Raw genomic sequence first — 17,439 nt, 5'->3', positions numbered from 1 at the left:
GGACGAACCGGAGACACGACAGCGCGTTCTCCGTCCGGTGGATGCCGGGCGGAGAGCCCCCCCCCAAGACACACCATGCACACCGATAAAGGAGTCGAAATGACATCGTCGTCGTCCATCACGAAAGGCCGGGAGGCGGTGCGTCTCTGGCGCACGGTCGTCGCTCTCGGAGCGTTCGCGCTCGTGCTCGCGGGGCTCATCGCCGCACCACCCGCGAATGCCCTCAGCGGCGAGACACGGTTGCACGACCCGTCCTTGATCACGGTCGGCTCGTGCACCTACGCCTTCTCGACCGGCTTCGAGAACGACCCGAACAATGCCGCCGGAGCGGTCATGGTCTATCGCACCTGCGATACGCCCGCGACGACGAACTGGGTCAAGGTCGGCAACACGTGGGCGAGCACGCCCGCCTGGATCACCCAGAAGCTCGGCAAGACCCCGCCGAACATCTGGGCGCCCGACATCAACTTCTTCAACGGGAAGTACTACCTCTATTACGGGGCTTCCGTCTGGGGCACCTCCTCCGCCGTGATGGGCCTGCTCACCGCGACCGACCCGGCCGGGCCGTGGACCGATGAGGGCATGGTGACGGACGTCAACTACCCGATCGACCCCGATGTCGTCCGGGGCGGTGACAACCGTCTGTACGTATCGTGGGGCTCGTGGACCGGCGGTGCCGTCTACATGCACGTCGTGGACGAGACCACCGGCAAGCTCTCGACGAGCGACAACAACCTCTGGAAGATCGCGACGGGCGTCGAGGGCGTATCCATCCACCGCGACGGCGACTACTTCTACCTGTACGGATCCAAGGGGCTGTGCTGTTCAGGGACGAGCAGCACGTACTACACCACGGTGGCGCGATCGACCTCGGTGACCGGCCCGTACACGGACATGAGCGGGAAGAGCATGGTCGACGGCGGAGGCACCGTCGTCCTGAAGGGCACCTATCCGCGTGTCGCCGCGGGCGGCGGCGACGTCTTCACCAACGGTTCGTCAGCCTTCTTCGGCTACCACTACTACGACGCCACCAACAACGGTCGAGAAAGCCTGGACATCCGCCCCCTCTCCTACGCCAACGGCTGGCCCGTCCTCGGCGCACCTCTCGGAAAGACCGAGTTGGCGCTCCAGGTCGCCCATAGCTCGCAGTGCCTCGACGTATGGGGTCTGAGCACAAGTGAGGCAGCGCCGGTCAACCAGGGTTCGTGCAACGGGGGCGCGAACCAGCGATGGACGCTGCAGGCAACGGGCTCGTCGTACAAGATCATCAACGTCAACAGCGGCAAATGCCTCGCTCCGAAGGATGCGAGTACCTCCGCGGGAGCGGTCATGGTGCAGGTGACCTGCGCCGACGTCGCCGTGCAGAAGTGGAACATCGCCTCGGCCACCGGTGGATACAACGCGATCTCCAACGCGGCGAGCGGACTCTGCCTCGAGGTGTACGGCAACAACACCGGCAATGGCACGGCCGCGAACCTGTGGTGGTGCAACGGCGGCGACAACCAGCGCTGGCTCGAGGGCTGAGCAGACGGCGGCAGGGGCGCATCCCGCCCCTGCCGCCCACACACGGAGACGGCAGGACCGCGCCCGCGCGATGCTCTGCCGTGGAGGCCGTGGCAGGCCGACCGTGACGGCGGCCGGCCTGCCACCCCCGACGGCGATGACGCCGCCGGGTTCTCGATGAAGAGGAGAGGACGAACGTGTCCATCAGAACGAATGCGACCGTGGGGGTCGTGATCGGGGCCCTCGTGCTGGCGGGTGCGTCGGCGCCGTCCGCGGTGGCGGCGAGCACCGTCACGTTCAGCGCCACGTACGGCACCGATGCGGGCCAGCAGCTCGACGACGCCCGGCTGCTCAACGGTTCTCAGGGCGGCTATGCCGTCACGAAGAACCTCCACCTGCTGCCCGAGACGCTCGGTCAGGTCAATTCGACCGGGGTGCGGTCGGTGCGCATCGACCACATCTTCGACGACGACTTCTACGGGCTCGTCTCCCGCAACTCCGCCGGCGCGCTGACGTTCGACTTCACCAAGCTCGACTCGGTGGTGCTGCCCTTGTTCGATCAGGGCATGGTCCCGTGGTTCACGCTCAGCTACATGCCGGGGGCGCTGGCGAAGGACAAGTTCACGGCCCCCTCCAGTTACGCGGACTGGTCGACGGTGGTCTCGACCACCGTGAAGCACTACTCCGATCTGGGGCACACCGGACTCAACTGGGAGGTCTGGAACGAGCCCGACTTCTCGTTCTGGAAGTCGGGCGCATCCGCGTTCAACGATCTGTACGCGGCCTCGGCGAAGGCGGTGAAGGACACCGACTCCACCGCGCAGATCGGTGGTCCCGCGGTCTACGACATCAACGCGTCGATCATGGGGTCGTTCCTGGATTACATCGCAGCCAACCCGAGCGTGCCGTTCGACTTCGTCAGCTGGCACGACTACGGCGGCAACGACTTCTCGGAGTCGGCGACCGTGGCGGGGATGCTGTCGTCGCGCAAGATCCCGGCGAAGAAGCAGTACATCACCGAGTGGCACACCACGGCGGCGTTCGGTTCCACCCCCGGCGGGGACGCGGACACGAACGTGCTCGCCTCCTACACGGCCCGTCGCCTGACCTCAGCGTTGCTGCAGCCCACCCTCAACGGGGTGTTCTTCTTCAGCCCGGTCGAGGGGTGGAACCCCACCGCGGACTTCTCCACCGACCTCGGTCTGCTGACCGTGGAAGGACACCGCAAGGCCGTCGGCAACGTGTTCGAGATGGTCGACCTCATGCCGTCCACCGTGCTGACGTCCACCACCTCCGGAGCGCCCACCGACCGGTCGGTCGGCGCCATCGCCACCGGCGACACCGGCAGCAAGACGACCGCGTTCCTCGCCTGGAACGACGGCAGCGACGCCTCCACCGTCTCGCTGTCGGCGAGTGCGCTCCCGTTCGCATCGTCGAACTTCTCGGTCACCCGGTACGACGTCAACGCCACGTCGGGCAACTACTACGCCGACTGGTCCGCCGGAACCCGCAACCGCACGACGGGCCCCAACGAACTGCTGCGCCCGTCCAGCGTGAACGTCTCCGCGCCGGCATCCACGTGGTCGTCGCAGGTGACCATGCCCGCCAAATCGGTCTCGCTGTTCGTGCTGAGCCCGTCGACGCAGGCCGCGGGTGCCGTTCCGCTGAGCACGCCCACCTCGTCGACGAACGTGGCGCGGGCGAGCATCGTGACGAGCTCGAGCAGCTACACCGGCGGCGGCTGGGGTGGAGCAAAGCTCGTCGACGGTCGTCGCCACACCTACGACGCCTCCGACACCGGCGGGATCTCGCAGGGGTTCACCTCGGATTCCACGTCGACGGCCCAGGCGACCCAGTGGGTGCAGCTCGACCTCGGCAGCGCAAAGTCCTTCGACACCGCGACTCTCTGGCCGCGGGATGATCAGGATGCCGACGGCTCGAGCTTCCCGGTCGACTTCACGCTCGCGGGCTCGAACGACGGCTCGACCTGGACATCGCTCGTCACGAAGACGGGGTACAAAGCGGGCCAGAAGGTCGCGGGACCGCAGGTGTTCTCGACCGGGAAGGCGTCGTACCGGTACGTCCGCCTCACGGCGACGAAGCAGGGTCAGCCGGTCACCGAGGGGTCGTCGCAGGTCTACCGTCTGCAGCTCGCGGAGCTCGAGCTCACCAACGCCGGTGTTCTCAACCCCGGGTTCGAGAGCGGTGACCTGAGCTCCTGGTCGGTCGAGGGCGCGGCATCCGTCGTGTCGACGAACGTCTACGACGGACGCAACGCCGCGACCTTCACGGGCGCGGGCAAGGGCGTGTACCAGGTGGTGTCGGGGCTGACCCCGAACACGACGTACACGTTCAGCGGATTCGCCAAGTCGGCGGCCGGTGAGCCCGTGTACATCGGCGCCAAGAACTTCGGAGGGTCCGAGGTCTCGACGCCGGTGACCGCCAGCCACTGGAAGCAGGCCTCGGTCACCTTCACCACCGGATCCACGGCGACGTCGGCGCTGCTGTACTTCTACAAGAACAGCGGCACCGCCCAAGCCTGGGTCGACGGGGCGGTCCTCACGACCCCGTGATCGACGACGTCAGCCCCTCCACCACGGACGTTCGGGGGAGGGGCTGACGCGCGTCCGCGTCGATTCCGGATGCCATCGAGCCCGGGGTCCGTCGAATCGATGACGCCGCACGACGACCGGTTACCGCTCGTGACGGTCCGGTTTGAGCCTCGGGCGGGCGCATGTTGACGTGGAGTCATGACTTCACGCACCACCGCACGCCTGGCCACGATCCTCGGCGCCTCCACCGCAGCCCTCCTCCTCGCCCTCACCGGGTGCGCGGGAGGGGCGGCATCCGAAGACGACTCGTCCCGCATCGTCCTCGGTGCCGACGACGGCAACGAGGCGCACTGGACGGTGCTGAAGCAGAAGCTCGCAGGCGAAGGCATCGACCTCGAGGTGCGCACGATCAACGACGGCGTGCAGCTCAACCAGGGCGTGCAGGACGGCGAGCTCGACGTGAACCTCTTCCAGCACCTGATCTACCTGTCGCAGTTCAACGTCGAGAACAACGGCTCGCTCGTGCCGGTCGGTGCGACCGCGGTGTACCCGCTCGCGCTGTACTCCGAGCAGTACACCGAGGTGAAGGACCTGCCCGAGGGCGCGAAGGTCGCGATCCCCAATAACCCCACCAACCTCGCGCGTGGCCTGCTCAACCTGCAGACCGCCGGCCTGCTCACCCTCAAGGACGGCGGCACGGCCCTCTCGACGCCCGCCGACATCGTGACCTCCAAGGTCGAGCTGCTGCCGGTCGACACCAACCAGACGGTCACCGCGCTCAAGGACGGCAGCGCCCAGGCCGCGATCGTCAACAACACGCAGGCGCAGAAGGGCGGGCTCGGCGACGAGCTCATCATCTTCAAGGAAGACTTGAACAACCCGCAGCTCGCGCCGTACATCAATGCCTTCGTCGTCCGCGACGACAAGAAGGACGACCCGCGCTGGGAGAAGCTCGTCGCCGCGTACCACTCGCCCGAGGTGGAGGCCGCGGTCACCGAGCTCAACCAGGGCAACCTGCAGTTCAAGACCGAGTGGACCGGTGCGCAGTTGCAGGACGAGCTCACCAGCCTCGAGGACGCCCTCAAGGCCCAGAAGGGATGACCGCGGTCATCGAGCTGCGGGGCGTCACGAAGGGCTTCCGCACCGACCGCCGTTCCACCACCACGGCCGTCGACGACGTCACGGTGAGCGTGGAGGAGGGGTCGATCGTCGGGGTGATCGGGTACTCCGGCGCGGGCAAGTCGACGCTCGTGCGGCTGCTGAACGGCCTCGAGAAGCCCACCTCGGGCACCGTCGAGGTGCTGGGAGTGGACGTGGGGGATGCCAGCGAGGCGACGCTACGCGACCTGCGCCGCCGCGTCGGCATGATCTTCCAGCAGTTCAACCTGTTCTCCTCGCGCACGGTCGCGGCCAACGTCGCGTACCCGCTCAAGGTCGCGGGGTGGAAGAAGGCCGATCGCGACAAGCGGGTGGCGGAGCTGCTCGATTTCGTCGGAATCGGCGACAAGGCGAAGCAGTACCCGCGGCGCCTGTCGGGCGGACAGAAGCAGCGCGTCGGCATCGCGCGCGCGATCGCGACGAACCCGCGGATCCTCCTCGCCGACGAGGCGACGAGCGCCCTCGACCCGCAGACCACCGCCGAGGTTCTCGACCTGCTCCGCGAGATCAATCGGCGCCTGGGCATCACGATCGTGGTCATCACGCACCAGATCTCGATCGTGCACGAGCTCTGTGATCAGGTCATCGTGATGGACGGCGGACGCGTCGTCGACAGCGGCGACACGTATCGCGTGTTCGCGCACCCGCGGGCGGAACTGACCAAGCGGTTCGTCGCCGCGGTGACGCAGGGCGTGCCGTCGGGTGAGGCGCTGGCGGCGCTCGCCGCGGGCGGCGGCGCGCTGGTGAGCGTCGAGGTGAACGAGTTCACGAGCGAAGACGTGTCCGAGGTGTTCCAGCGCCACGGCGCACGGCACTCGGTCGTCTACGGCGGAGTGACCGACGTGCTCGGCAAGCAGCTCGGCACCCTCACGTATCGGGTGCACACCGACGACCTGGATGCCGTCGTGGCCGAGCTCCGCTCCCACACCGACGTCGTGGTGCCGAACGTCGAGGAGGCCCGCGCATGAACAAATGGGACACCCTGACGCCGGTGCTGCTGCAGTCGATCGGCGAGACCGTCTACATGGTCGCGGTGTCGCTGCTCATCTCGGGCATCGCGGGACTCGCCATCGGCGCCCTGCTCTACGCCACCCGCCCCGGCAATCTGTTCGAGAACCGCGTCGTCTTCTTCGTCGCGAACCTCGTGATCAACCTCATCCGCCCGATCCCGTTCATCATCTTCCTCACCGCGGTGGCCCCGGTCACCCGTGCGGTGACGGGGACGACGCTGGGGACGGATGCCGCGATCGTGCCCATCACGATCATGGCCACGGTCGTGATCGCCCGCGTGGTCGAACAGAACCTCGTCGCCGTGGATCCGGGAACCGTCGAGGCGGCTCGCGCCGTGGGCGCGCGGCGCATCGGCGTGCTGTTCGGGGTGGTCATCCCCGAAGCGCTCGCGCCGCTCATCCTCGGCTACACGTTCATGTTCATCGCGGTCGTCGACATGTCGGCGATGGCGGGGTACATCGGCGGCGGCGGGCTCGGCAACTTCGCGATCATCTACGGCTACCAGCAGTTCAACGCCCAGGCGACGTGGATCACGGTGGCGATCATCGTGGTGATCGTGCAGGCCGGTCAGCTCGTCGGCAACGCGCTCGCGCACCGCATCCTGCGGCGCTGAGGCCCGCTCTCGAGGTCGTCGTTCCGGGGCAGACGCCGGCATAAACGCGATCCACGCACATAAACGCGGGGACATCGCGTTTATGTGAGCGGATCGCGTTTATGGCGCGTGCGCGAGCCGCCGTCGGCGCCCCGGCGACCCCCGCCGCGCCCGCCGTGCCTCCGCTCGACCGCGCCCCTACCCGGCCGCCCGGCGACCGCGCCGCGCCCCTACCCGGCCGCCCCGGCGACCGCGCCAACAGGCATCCTGGGAAGGCGCTATGGCTCCCGCCGTGAGTTTGAGAACGGTTATCACTACCGTTACAGTGGCTCGCATGACCCGACGCCTCCTCGCCCCCCTCGCCCTCGGTGCGGCCTCCGTGCTCGCCCTCGCCGGCTGCGCCGGCGCGTCCCCCTCGGCTGGTTCGACCGCGAGTGCCGACGGCAAGGTGACCGTCGTGGCATCCACCGACGTCTACGGCTCGATCGCCGAGGCGGTCGGCGGCGACTTCGTCGACGTGACCTCGATCATCACCTCGCCGACGCAGGACCCGCACGAGTACGAGGCGAGCGCGCAAGACCAGCTCACCCTGAAGAACGCGGGCCTCGTGATCGAGAACGGCGCGGGCTACGACTCCTTCATGGAGGGCCTCATCCAGGCGAGCGGCACCGCGGCGCCCGTGCTCACGGCCGTCGAGTACAACCACGACTACCCGGGCGCCGAGTCGCACGATGACGCGAGCCCCGCGCCGAGCGAGAGCGCTGACGACCACGCGCACGACGAGGGCGACGGCCACGACCACATCGAGGGCTTCAACGAGCACGTCTGGTACGACCCGCACACGGTCGAAGACCTCACCGCGGCGATCGCGTCGAAGCTCGGCGAGCTCGCGCCCGACCACGTCGCCGACTTCAACGCCAACGCCGAGGCGTTCACCCAGCAGATCGCCGGTCTCGAAGACTCACTCGACCAGATCAAGGCGAAGGATGCCGGGCAGAAGATCTTCGTGACCGAGCCGGTGCCCGTGTACCTGACCACCGCGGCCGGTCTCGACAACGCCACCCCGAACGAGTTCAGCGAGTCGGTCGAGGAGGGACAGGACGTGCCGCCCGCGACCCTGCTCGAGTCGCTGCAGCTCCTCGACTCGGGTCAGATCAAGGTCATGATCGTCAACCCGCAGACCGGCGGTGCCGAGGTCACGAAGGTGCAGGACGAAGCCAAGGCCAAGAACATCCCCGTGATCGAGTTCACGGAAACGCTCCCCGAGGGTCAGACTTACATCTCGTGGATGCAGAGCAACATCAAGGCCCTGAGCGACGCGCTCGCCGCGTGAGCGCAGCGGCACCGCTGCGCATCCGCGGCGCCGCCCTCGAACGAGGGGGCCGTGAGCTGTGGGCCGGGCTCGACCTCGAGGTCGAGCCCGGCGAGCTCGTCGCCGTCCTCGGACCGAGCGGCTCGGGCAAGACCACGCTGCTTCGCGCGATCCTCGGCCTCGAGCGGTTGAGCGAGGGATCCATCGAGGCGCTCGGCGAACCGGTGCGCCGCGCCGGAAACCGCCGCATCGGTTACATCCCGCAGCAGCGTCCCCTGCCGCGCGAGACGCCTTTGCGCGGGCGCGACATCGTGGGTCTCGGGGTCGACGGCCATCGCTTCGGCCTGCCCCTCTCGCGCAAGAAGGACCGCGCGCGCATCGACGAACTCCTCGACGCGGTGGGAGCCACCGCCTTCGGCGACCGCCCCGTCGGTCTGCTGTCGGGCGGCGAGCAGCAGCGACTCCGCGTGGGCCAGGCTCTCGCCGACGATCCCGCTCTCCTGCTCTGCGACGAGCCGCTCACCAGCCTCGACCTCGCGAACCAGCAGGCCGTCGTCCGGCTCATCGACCGGCACCGCCGCGACCGCGACGCGGCCGTGCTGCTGGTCACCCATGACATCAACCCCGTGCTCTCACGCGTCGATCGCATCCTCTACATCGCGAACGGCCGCTTCACCCTCGGCACCCCCGACGAGGTGCTCACCACCGAGACGCTGTCGGCCCTCTACGGCGCCCCGGTCTTCGTGGTGCGCGCGGGCGGGCAGCTCATCGTCGTCGGAGCTCCGGATGCCGATGAGGCCCACCACCATCACCACGACGAGGATCACGCATGAACTGGTCCGACGTCGGCAACGCCCTCTTCGGCGGCGTGAGCCAGTACGGCGCGATCCTCGAGCTCGTGCAGAACTCCGTCTACGCGGGGGCCGTCCTGGGCCTGGTCGGCGGTTTGATCGGCGTCTTCGTCATGCAGCGCGACATGGCCTTCGCCGTCCACGGCATCAGCGAACTGTCGTTCGCCGGGGCGGCGGTCGCGCTGCTCATCGGCGCGGACGTCGTCTCGGGCTCGATCGTCGGCTCGCTCATCGCGGCGGCGCTCATCGGCGTGCTCGGGGCCCGCGCGCGCGACCGGAACTCGATCATCGGCGTGCTCATGCCGTTCGGCTTGGGTGTCGGCATCCTGTGCCTGTCGCTCTACAACGGACGCAGCGCCACCCGGTTCAGCCTGCTCACCGGGCAGATCGTGTCGGTGCAGAGCGGACAGCTCGGGTGGCTCGTGGCGATCGGGGCGATCGTGCTGGTCGCGCTGCTGCTGGTCTGGCGCCCGCTACGCTTCGACTCCCTCGACCCGCAGTCCGCCGCCGCGCGCGGGGTGAACACCACCGCGGTGTCGCTGGTGTTCATGCTGCTGCTCGGACTCATCGTCGCCGTTGCGGTGCACATCATCGGTGCTCTGCTCGTGATGGCCCTGCTCGTCACCCCGGCCGCCGCCGCGATGCGCGTGTCATCCGGCCCCCTGTCGGTGCCGCTGCTGGCAGCGCTGTTCGGCTTCGTGTCCGCGGTGGGCGGCGTCCTCCTCGCGGTGGCGGGAACCCTCCCGGTGAGCCCCTACATCACGACCATCTCGTTCGCGATCTACCTCGTCTGCCGCGTGATCGGCGCGCGCCGCGATCGCACGACCAGGGCCGTGTAGGCGCCCAGCCGATTCACCGACGACCTGGCTAAACTCGGGGCCATGGTCCAGCGCAACACGTGGCAGCGAGAGCGGGTGCGCGAAGCCCTCTCCGGTGCGGGAGGCTTCGTCAGCGCCCAGACGCTGCACGCGACGCTGCGCGACGAGAACACCGGCATCGGCTTGGCGACCGTCTACCGCGCTCTCGCGGGCCTCGCTGCTCAGGGCGACGCCGACTCGCTGCAGAGCCCGGAGGGCGAGAACCTCTTCCGCGCGTGCGAGACCCGCGGACACCACCACCACCTGATCTGCCGCTCGTGCGGTGTCGCGGTCGAAATCGAGGCCGACGCCGTCGAGGAGTGGGCCCAGCGCACCGCCGCGCAGCACGGTTTCACCGAGGCCGAGCACGTGGTCGACATCTTCGGCATCTGCGCCGACTGCGCGCAGGCGCGCGCCCGCGAGCGTGGCGACGACTAGTCGCACCGCGACGCCGTCGCCGCAGCGCACCGGCGCCTCCCGCACCCTCGTCGCTCTCGGCCTGGGTGTCGTGGTCATCGCGGCGCTGTTCCTCATCGACGCGTTCGCACCGACCTTCTTCGCGCAGCCGCTGCCCACGCGCGCGCAGGACGGGCTGACCCTCGCCCTCAGCGTGCTGATCGAGTCGCTGCCCTTCGTCGTGCTCGGCGTGGTGCTGTCGATCATCGTGCAGGTGTGGGTGCCGCCGGGGACGATCGAGAGATGGATGCCGCGCGCGCCGTGGGCGCGCCGAGCCGTGCTGTCGCTGCTGGGCATGTTCATCCCCGTCTGCGAGTGCGGCAACGTCCCCTTCGCCCGGGGCCTGCTCATGCGCGGCTTCGGGGTCTCGGACACCCTCACGTTCCTCGTCGCCGCGCCCATCGTGAACCCCATCGTGATCATCTCCACGCACGCGGCGTTCGGCTTCAGCGACGGCATCCTCGTCGCGCGCCTGATCGGCGGGTTCCTCGTCGCCAACCTCATCGGGTGGCTGTACAGCCGGCATCCGGATCCCGACAAGCTGCTCACCGAGCGCTTCCTCGAGACGTGCGAGATCGTCGTGCAGGAGCGCGGCGACCGCGGGAGGCGCACGCTCGCGCAGTTCGTCGTCGAGCTGCGGTCGGTGATGCCGGCCCTCATCATCGGCTCGCTGCTCGCGGGCGCCGTCCAGGTGCTCGTGCCGCGCAGCGCGCTGCTGGCGATCGGGTCCGACCCGGCCCTCTCCATCGCCGCGATGATGGCTTTGGCGATCGTGGTGTCGCTGTGCTCGAACGTCGACGCGTTCTTCGCGCTGTCGTTCGCCTCGACGTTCACCCCGGGCTCCATCGTCGCCTTCCTCGTCGTGGGGCCGATCATCGACCTCAAGATGATGGCGCTGCTGCGCACCACCTTCTCGACGCGCGTCCTGGTGGGGATGACGGTGGTCGTCGTGCTGTTCGCGTTCTCGCTCGGAACGGTGGTGAACCTCCTTGTCTAAGACCGGTGCCCTCGCGACACGCTGGCTGGGAGTGGGTCTCACGGCCTGCCTGTCGATCACGACGATCACGCTGTGGATCACCGGGCGGATGTCGCTCTACATCAACCCCGACTCCGCCTGGTTCGCCGTCGGAATGTCGGTCGTCGCGCTGATCGGCGCGATCGCATCGTTCGCCCTCCCGCTCGGGGCCGAAGCCGATCACGGGCACGACCACGAGCACGGTCACGCCCCCGCGGCCGCCTCGGCGCGCCGCGAGGCCTTCGCCCACGCCGACCACGAGCACTCCGACCCGGCCGACGCGCACGACCACGCCGCGCACGAGCACCTCGCGGCCCGTCCGCGCCTGACGCCGGCGGGAATCGCCGCGTTCACGGGAGGCGTGCTGGCCTCGACCGCCGTCGTCGCCGTGCTGCTCACGCCCGCGGCCTCGCTCTCGACCGAGCTCGCCGTCTCGCGCGACGTGGGGGCCGCACCCCTGTTCGCCGGCTCCGACGTGATCACGTTGGCCGCGTCCGGCGATACCTCGAAATTCGGCGTCGGCGACTGGTCAGCGGTCTTCGCCCACGCGACGAATCCCGAGACCTTCGACGGTAAGCCCGTCACCCTGACCGGCTTCATCACCCCCGGCGGTGACGGGGCGAGCTTCGACCTCACGCGACTCGTCATCACGCACTGCGTCATCGACGCGCAGACCGCGCGTCTGCCGATCGCGGCGACCGGTGACGCCCCGGCGAGCGGGCAGTGGGTGACGGTGACCGGAACGGTGCGTTCGAGCGGCGACGGCAAGCTCGAGGTGCACGCCGACCAGGTGGCCGCGATCGATGAGCCGGCGGACCCCTATGAGTACTGACACCCGGCGCCGGGGCGGCGCGGACTCTCGCCGCGCGCGGGCGCGCCGCCGCCAGGGCCGCGGTTACCTCGCCGCGTTCGGTGCGGTGCTGCTGACCCTCGTTCTCGTGGGCGGCGTCGGCGGCGTCGTCGCCGTCGCGCAGGGACCCCGCGTCACGGACGTGCAGGTCGATCCGGCCGCCGGCATCGCGGCATCCGGATCGCGCGTCATCCTCACCACGACCCAGTCGCTCGAGAAGGTGGATCCCTCGCAGGTCGAGGTGGAGCCGGCGACGCCGTTCACCGTCGACACCTCCGGACGCAGTGTCGGCATCCGCTTCACGCTGCCCCTGCGCGACGACTCCGACTACCGCGTCACCGTGAACGACGTGAAGGGTCTCGGCGCGGGGCCCGGAGCGACCCTCACCGAGACGTTCCGAACGCCTGCCCTGCAGGCGTACCTGATGCAGCGCGGGACGCCCGAGGGCGACACGATCTTCCGCACCGACCTCGAGGGCAAGGCCGGGCTCCCGGTGTTCACCGACCCGCACATCGAGGACTTCCGGACGACGGCGAACCACCTCGTCATCTCCACACGCGACAACGACACCGCCCGCGTGATCGTGACCGATCTCGACGGGAAGAACCCGCGCGACGTCACCCTGCCCGGCCCCGGATTCGTCTCGAACCTGCAGTCGGCGGATCGCGGAGAGCGCTTCGGTTTCACCTTCTCGGATGCCACTCTCGGCGCCGCGGGCGGACGCGAGAGCCGGCTCTTCACGGCCTCGGCCGCGACCGAGGACGCCCCGGTCGAGGTGGGCCTCAACGGGGGCGACGTGCGCATCGCCGACTGGCGTTTCGTGCCCGACACCGACAGCATGCTCGTGCTGACGTTCGACTCGCGGCTCCTCCTGACCGACGCGGTGGGCGGGAACGCCGCTCCGCTCGGCAGCGCGGTGGCGATCGACGGCATCGCGCGCGGGTCGTCGGTCGCGATCGTCGAACGCCTCGAAGGAGTGCGCGAGATCAACCTCACGGACGGTTCGGAGGAAGCCCTCGTCGACCCGGTGGACCCTCCGGGAAGAACGGGCCGCGCGACGCCCGTCCCCGGTCTCGACGCGGGAACCGTCCGGTCGTTCGCCGACATCGGGTCGGACGGCGCCTATCGCTCGACCATCGTCGGGCACGTCAGCAGCGACGGGACGGTGCGTCAGCTGCTCGACGTGCCGGGAACCGACACGGTCCTGCAGACGTGCGTCTCGCCGAGCGGGCGTTACGCCGCGGTCCTGGTGGCCCCGGGCGCCGTGAACAACCCCTTCGACCGCTACCAACTGCCCCTGCCCGGAAAGCTGCAGACGCACCTCGTCGAGATCGACACCGGCCAGCAGCTCGTCGCCCTCGAGGGCTTCGACCTCTCGTGGTGCCAGGTCCCGCCCGGATGACGCGGTTCGCGACGCGCGACGACCTCGCGGGGCTTCCGGTCGAGGTCGCCCCCTCACTGCTGGGCGCCGTGCTCGAGACCGAGGTCGAGGGAGAACGCGTCGCCGTCCGTCTCACCGAGGTCGAGGCGTATCACGGTCTCGGCACGGGGGAACGGCCCGATCCGGGCTCGCACGCACGGATGGGTCCGACCGCTCGAAATGCCACGATGTGGGGCGAGCCTGGTCATCTCTACGTCTACCTGAGTCACGGCATCCATTCCTGCGTCAACGTCGTCTGCGGGCCCGAGGGTGTCGCCGGTGGTGTGCTGCTGCGCGGCGGCGAGATCATCGAGGGGGCACCGGTCGCCGAGAGGCGTCGTCTCGAGCGCCGCGGTGTCGTTCGTGCCGCGCGCGACCTCGCCCGGGGTCCCGGTCGTCTGGGCGACGCGGTGGGCCTTCGGCATCCGCTGCACGACGGGATCGACGCGGTGAAGGGCGAGATCCGCGCCGGCGCCCGCGCGCGGCTCCGATGGCCGGACGAACCGGTGGCCCGCATCGCGACCGGCCCGCGCGTCGGGGTGGCCGGTGTCGCCGGCACCGCCGCGTTCCCCTGGCGCTTCTGGATCGAGGGGGATGCCACGGTGTCCGCGTTCCGCTGGGGCCGCGGTGCCGCGGAGGCGGCGGGGGAGTGAGGGTCCCGGTCCCTTCGGCGGGCTCAGGGACCTCCACGGCGCAGGTGGCTGAGCCTGTCGAAGCCACCGGGAGTCAAGGCGACACGCCGTCCGTGCTAGACTGACCCCTTGTCTGCGCGCACTCCAGCACGCAGTTCGCACCCCTCCTCCTGATCCCGGCTCTCCGTCGTGCTCAGACGGGGTGCAGACAAGGGATCTTGGGTGGCACCGTCCGGTGTCACGGTACAGAAGGAGACATCACCATGGCAGCAGTGTGCCAGGTGACTGGAGCGGTTCCCGGCTTCGGTCACAACATCTCGCACTCGCACCGCCGGACGAAGCGCCGCTTCGACCCGAACGTGCAGAAGAAGACCTACTTCGTTCCGTCGCTGGGTCGCAACATCAAGCTCAACGTTTCGGCGAAGGGCATCAAGGTCATCGACGCGCGCGGTATCGAAGCCGTCGTCCGTGACCTGCAGGCGAAGGGCGTGAAGCTGTAATGGCGAAGAAGGCTCAGGACGTCCGTCCGATCATCAAGCTGCGTTCGACCGCCGGCACGGGGTACACCTACGTGACGCGCAAGAACCGCCGCAACAACCCCGACCGCATCGTGCTCAAGAAGTACGACCCCGTGGTCCGTAAGCACGTCGACTTCCGAGAGGAGCGCTAAGCACATGGCTAAGAAGAGCAAGATCGCGCGCAACGAGCAGCGCAAGGTCGTCGTCGAGCGCTACGCCGCGAAGCGCGCCGAACTGAAGAAGACCCTGGTCGACCCCAACGCGACCGACGAGGCCCGCGAGGCCGCCCGCGTGGGCCTGCAGAAGCTGCCCCGCAACGCGTCGCCCGCGCGCGTGCGCAGCCGCGACGTCATCGACGGCCGCCCCCGTGGTGTCCTCACGAAGTTCGGCGTCTCGCGCGTCCGCTTCCGTGACATGGCCCACCGTGGCGAACTGCCCGGTGTGACCAAGTCGTCCTGGTAAGCACCAGTACCACCGCGAAGGGCGGGGGTCCCGAGAGGGGCTCCCGCCCTTCGCCGTTCAGAACGTCCGTCTCAGGAGTTCTCCCACGGCCTCCGCGCGCCCGCTGACGCCGAGCTTGGCGTAGATGGAACGCACCTGGCTCTTGACGGTGTTGAGAGACACACCCCTCTCGCGGGCGATGTCGGCCAGGTTCCGGTCCGACGAGAGCAGCACCGCCAGTTCCCGCTCGGTGGGGGTGAGCCCGATGGCTTCAGCGGGGTTCAGCGACGGTGCGGCGACCGAGGGCAGGAAGTCCCGGATGCCGGTGACGAGGGGTCCGAGCTCTGGTCGAGCGCTCACCACCTCGTCGAACAGGGCCAGCGTCTCGCCCAGGGGCAGCATAATGAACGGCGTGATCGAGCCCCCGGTCCGCGAGATCAGCAGCAGGGCCGCTTCCATGCTCTGCGCGGCGCGTCGCGCGGACCCGATACGCGCGAATGCGATCGCGCGACGCAGCAGCGTGGGAGTCAGGGTGCGTAAGCAGTGGTCGGTCTCGTCGGCCACGCACGCCTCGGTCTCGGCGAGCAGTTCGCGGTCGCGTCCGAGGAGGAGCAGCGCCACCGAGCGCTGCATCGGGAAGCAGATCCCGTGTCCGGGCGGAGTCTGTCCGGTGGAAAGAGTCGCCAGAGCCTCGGCGTACTCACCTCGCGCGACGAGGATGTCGGACCGGATGCACGTGAGGAAGTCGCGGATCATGCGGTGGCTGCGGTGGCGCCGTGAACCATACGACAGCTGCCAGTTCGCGGCGAGAGCTCCCGAGTAGTCGCGCTCGACGAGGCCCCGCATGACGTCGATGGCGCGGGCGGAGTAGTCCCAGTACGGGTCGTCCGGCCGGGTCTCGTGCAGGATCGTGGAGACCGCCACGAGACGCTCCGGCTGCATCCAGGCCGCGGCCACGAGGGATTCCGCGAGCAGGACGAGGTAGTCGATCTCATCGTCAGGCCAGGCATTGTCGGTGAAGAGCGCCTGAGCGGCGGCCCTGTCGTTCTCGCTGCTCTCGTACTCGCCGTTGAGGGCATGGCCCAGGGCGAGAACGGCGTGGGCGCGGTACCGGACCGGGTCGGTGTCGGCGAAGAGCAGAGCTTCGGCGCCGTACTGTGCGCCGACCTGTGGCCAGCCGATGGCGCAGCAGTACTCGCCGGCGGCCGCGAGCAGATGCGCGCGCGCGTCGTCGGACAGGGTGGCTTCGCGGGTGAGGCGGGTGTCGACGAAGTACCGATCGATGAGCGAGAGCCCCTCGGAGAGGGCATCTCGGCGCGCCCGCGACACCAGGACGGCGGCAAGGGTCAGCGCCGCCGTGTCGGTCCAGACGCGAGGAAGCGGGGGCGGCGGTGCTTCGGCCAGGAGGGCGAGGTGGCGCTGCTCCGGAATCCCGTGCCCGGGGGCCAACCGGGCCGCGGTCGTGACGACCGCCGCGTGGAAGGCGGCCCGGGCGTCGATGGATCTCTGCGTGTTCGGCATGGCGCCCCCCTCTCCCGACGGGAGTCGGAGAGGGCGCCCGGACCCTCCGATGGTGCGAGGCACATGACCCGTCGAGCCCCCAACATACGAAAGCCGCTCACCCGCATCTCGCGCCCCTCCGGGGATATACCGCTCTCATTCACGTCCGAGGTCACCCGTATCGCTCGGTCGCTTCGCCCGGCTTCTTCGCCCGAGGACGCGAGGAGGCGGGCCTTCACTCTCACCGGGGCCGGGTCGGGCCCGTTTCGAGCGACACGCCGGTGCATTCGAGGGGGAAATCCCTCAAAATCCCCGTAATTCCGCGGTTCGGTTGATACTGTCGAGGCGGTCTCCCGACCACCGAGGAGAATTCCTCCTCGTCCGATGTAACGAGAGGCGACGACAACGTCGCCTGGAGGACAACCACATGGCTGACAAGTCCATCACCAAGACCGAGCTCGTCGCGAGCATCGCCAGCGCGACCGGGCAGAGCCAGTCCGCCGTGTCGGGCGTGCTCGACTCCCTCTTCTCCACCGTCTCCGAGGCGGTCGCCAAGGGCAGCAAGGTTTCGATCCCCGGCTGGATCGCCTTCGAGCAGGTCGCCACGTCCGCTCGCACGGGCCGCAACCCGCAGACCGGTGAAGAGATCTCGATCCCCGCCGGCAAGCGCGTCAAGGTCACCGCGGGCTCGAAGCTCAAGGCTGCCGTCAAGTAAGACGTCGCCGCACCGCACAGAGGGGGATGCCGAGAGGCATCCCCCTCTGTCTTCGT

The 17,439-nt window shown here is 69.0% G+C and carries 18 protein-coding genes; 17 read left to right on the top strand and 1 reads right to left on the bottom strand.

All coding sequences use genetic code 11. The features are described from left to right. The first annotated feature begins 99 nt into the window (after positions 1-99). The 16 genes from ACMW4R_RS02440 (at position 100) to rpsN (ending at position 15,189) form a co-directional block, all read left to right on the top strand. Complete coding sequence (locus ACMW4R_RS02440) at positions 100-1,524, top strand: family 43 glycosylhydrolase (RefSeq protein WP_418299034.1); 1,425 nt, start codon at positions 100-102, stop codon at positions 1,522-1,524. Between the two features lie 176 nt (positions 1,525-1,700). After that, positions 1,701-4,076: a GH39 family glycosyl hydrolase gene (locus ACMW4R_RS02435; RefSeq protein WP_418299033.1), complete on the top strand. Its 2,376-nt coding sequence runs from the start codon at positions 1,701-1,703 to the stop codon at positions 4,074-4,076. Positions 4,077-4,253: 177 nt separating this feature from the next. Beyond that, complete coding sequence (locus ACMW4R_RS02430; protein WP_418299032.1) at positions 4,254-5,156, top strand: MetQ/NlpA family ABC transporter substrate-binding protein; 903 nt, start codon at positions 4,254-4,256, stop codon at positions 5,154-5,156. Continuing rightward, positions 5,153-6,181: a methionine ABC transporter ATP-binding protein gene (locus ACMW4R_RS02425; RefSeq protein WP_418299031.1), complete on the top strand. Its 1,029-nt coding sequence runs from the start codon at positions 5,153-5,155 to the stop codon at positions 6,179-6,181. Before ACMW4R_RS02430 ends, ACMW4R_RS02425 begins: the two co-directional genes overlap by 4 nt. Continuing rightward, positions 6,178-6,837 carry a methionine ABC transporter permease gene (locus tag ACMW4R_RS02420; RefSeq protein WP_058614957.1) on the top strand — a complete coding sequence of 220 codons (660 nt, stop codon included), beginning with the start codon at positions 6,178-6,180 and terminating at the stop codon, positions 6,835-6,837. The genes ACMW4R_RS02425 and ACMW4R_RS02420 overlap by 4 nt, the downstream gene beginning before the upstream one ends. A gap of 313 nt (positions 6,838-7,150) precedes the next feature. Continuing rightward, entirely contained in the window at positions 7,151-8,149 is a 999-nt protein-coding gene (locus tag ACMW4R_RS02415) for a metal ABC transporter solute-binding protein, Zn/Mn family (protein ID WP_418299030.1), read from the top strand. Further along, positions 8,146-8,961, top strand: a complete 816-nt coding sequence (locus tag ACMW4R_RS02410; RefSeq protein ID WP_058627180.1) for a metal ABC transporter ATP-binding protein — start codon at positions 8,146-8,148, stop codon at positions 8,959-8,961. The genes ACMW4R_RS02415 and ACMW4R_RS02410 overlap by 4 nt, the downstream gene beginning before the upstream one ends. Then, positions 8,958-9,818, top strand: coding sequence for a metal ABC transporter permease (locus ACMW4R_RS02405; protein WP_058595986.1), 861 nt, complete (start codon positions 8,958-8,960; stop codon positions 9,816-9,818). Before ACMW4R_RS02410 ends, ACMW4R_RS02405 begins: the two co-directional genes overlap by 4 nt. Positions 9,819-9,860: 42 nt before the next feature. Further along, positions 9,861-10,274 carry a Fur family transcriptional regulator gene (locus tag ACMW4R_RS02400; RefSeq protein WP_058595985.1) on the top strand — a complete coding sequence of 138 codons (414 nt, stop codon included), beginning with the start codon at positions 9,861-9,863 and terminating at the stop codon, positions 10,272-10,274. Beyond that, positions 10,261-11,289: a permease gene (locus tag ACMW4R_RS02395; RefSeq protein WP_058627182.1), complete on the top strand. Its 1,029-nt coding sequence runs from the start codon at positions 10,261-10,263 to the stop codon at positions 11,287-11,289. The genes ACMW4R_RS02400 and ACMW4R_RS02395 overlap by 14 nt, the downstream gene beginning before the upstream one ends. Next, complete coding sequence (locus ACMW4R_RS02390) at positions 11,282-12,139, top strand: DUF1980 domain-containing protein (protein ID WP_058614961.1); 858 nt, start codon at positions 11,282-11,284, stop codon at positions 12,137-12,139. Before ACMW4R_RS02395 ends, ACMW4R_RS02390 begins: the two co-directional genes overlap by 8 nt. After that, on the top strand, positions 12,129-13,559 hold the full coding sequence (locus ACMW4R_RS02385) for a hypothetical protein (RefSeq protein WP_418299029.1): 1,431 nt from the start codon (positions 12,129-12,131) through the stop codon (positions 13,557-13,559). The genes ACMW4R_RS02390 and ACMW4R_RS02385 overlap by 11 nt, the downstream gene beginning before the upstream one ends. Next, complete coding sequence (locus ACMW4R_RS02380; protein ID WP_418299028.1) at positions 13,556-14,230, top strand: DNA-3-methyladenine glycosylase; 675 nt, start codon at positions 13,556-13,558, stop codon at positions 14,228-14,230. Before ACMW4R_RS02385 ends, ACMW4R_RS02380 begins: the two co-directional genes overlap by 4 nt. A 242-nt stretch (positions 14,231-14,472) precedes the next feature. Next, a complete protein-coding gene (rpmB, locus tag ACMW4R_RS02375) occupies positions 14,473-14,709 on the top strand; it encodes a 50S ribosomal protein L28 (protein WP_013584774.1) in 237 nt (78 codons plus the stop codon). Then, positions 14,709-14,879, top strand: a complete 171-nt coding sequence (rpmG, locus tag ACMW4R_RS02370; protein WP_013584775.1) for a 50S ribosomal protein L33 — start codon at positions 14,709-14,711, stop codon at positions 14,877-14,879. Before rpmB ends, rpmG begins: the two co-directional genes overlap by 1 nt. Positions 14,880-14,883: 4 nt before the next feature. Then, positions 14,884-15,189 (top strand): 30S ribosomal protein S14, encoded by a 306-nt coding sequence (gene rpsN, locus ACMW4R_RS02365; protein ID WP_022878196.1) that lies wholly within the window; start codon positions 14,884-14,886, stop codon positions 15,187-15,189. A gap of 57 nt (positions 15,190-15,246) precedes the next feature. On the opposite strand, the gene ACMW4R_RS02360 is transcribed toward rpsN, so the two are convergent. Beyond that, the gene (locus ACMW4R_RS02360; protein ID WP_058595980.1) at positions 15,247-16,689 is read right to left on the bottom strand and encodes a helix-turn-helix transcriptional regulator; all 1,443 of its coding nucleotides are present in this window, start codon (positions 16,687-16,689) and stop codon (positions 15,247-15,249) included. A 406-nt stretch (positions 16,690-17,095) separates the two neighbouring features. On the opposite strand from ACMW4R_RS02360, the gene ACMW4R_RS02355 reads away from it, so the two are divergent. Then, positions 17,096-17,383, top strand: coding sequence for an HU family DNA-binding protein (locus ACMW4R_RS02355; protein ID WP_013584778.1), 288 nt, complete (start codon positions 17,096-17,098; stop codon positions 17,381-17,383). Positions 17,384-17,439: the final 56 nt, after the last annotated feature.

The sequence above is a fragment of the Microbacterium sp. S1037 genome, from assembly GCF_048381605.1.
Lineage (GTDB): Bacteria > Actinomycetota > Actinomycetes > Actinomycetales > Microbacteriaceae > Microbacterium > Microbacterium testaceum_B.
This window is presented reverse-complemented; position numbering and strand designations above follow the sequence as displayed.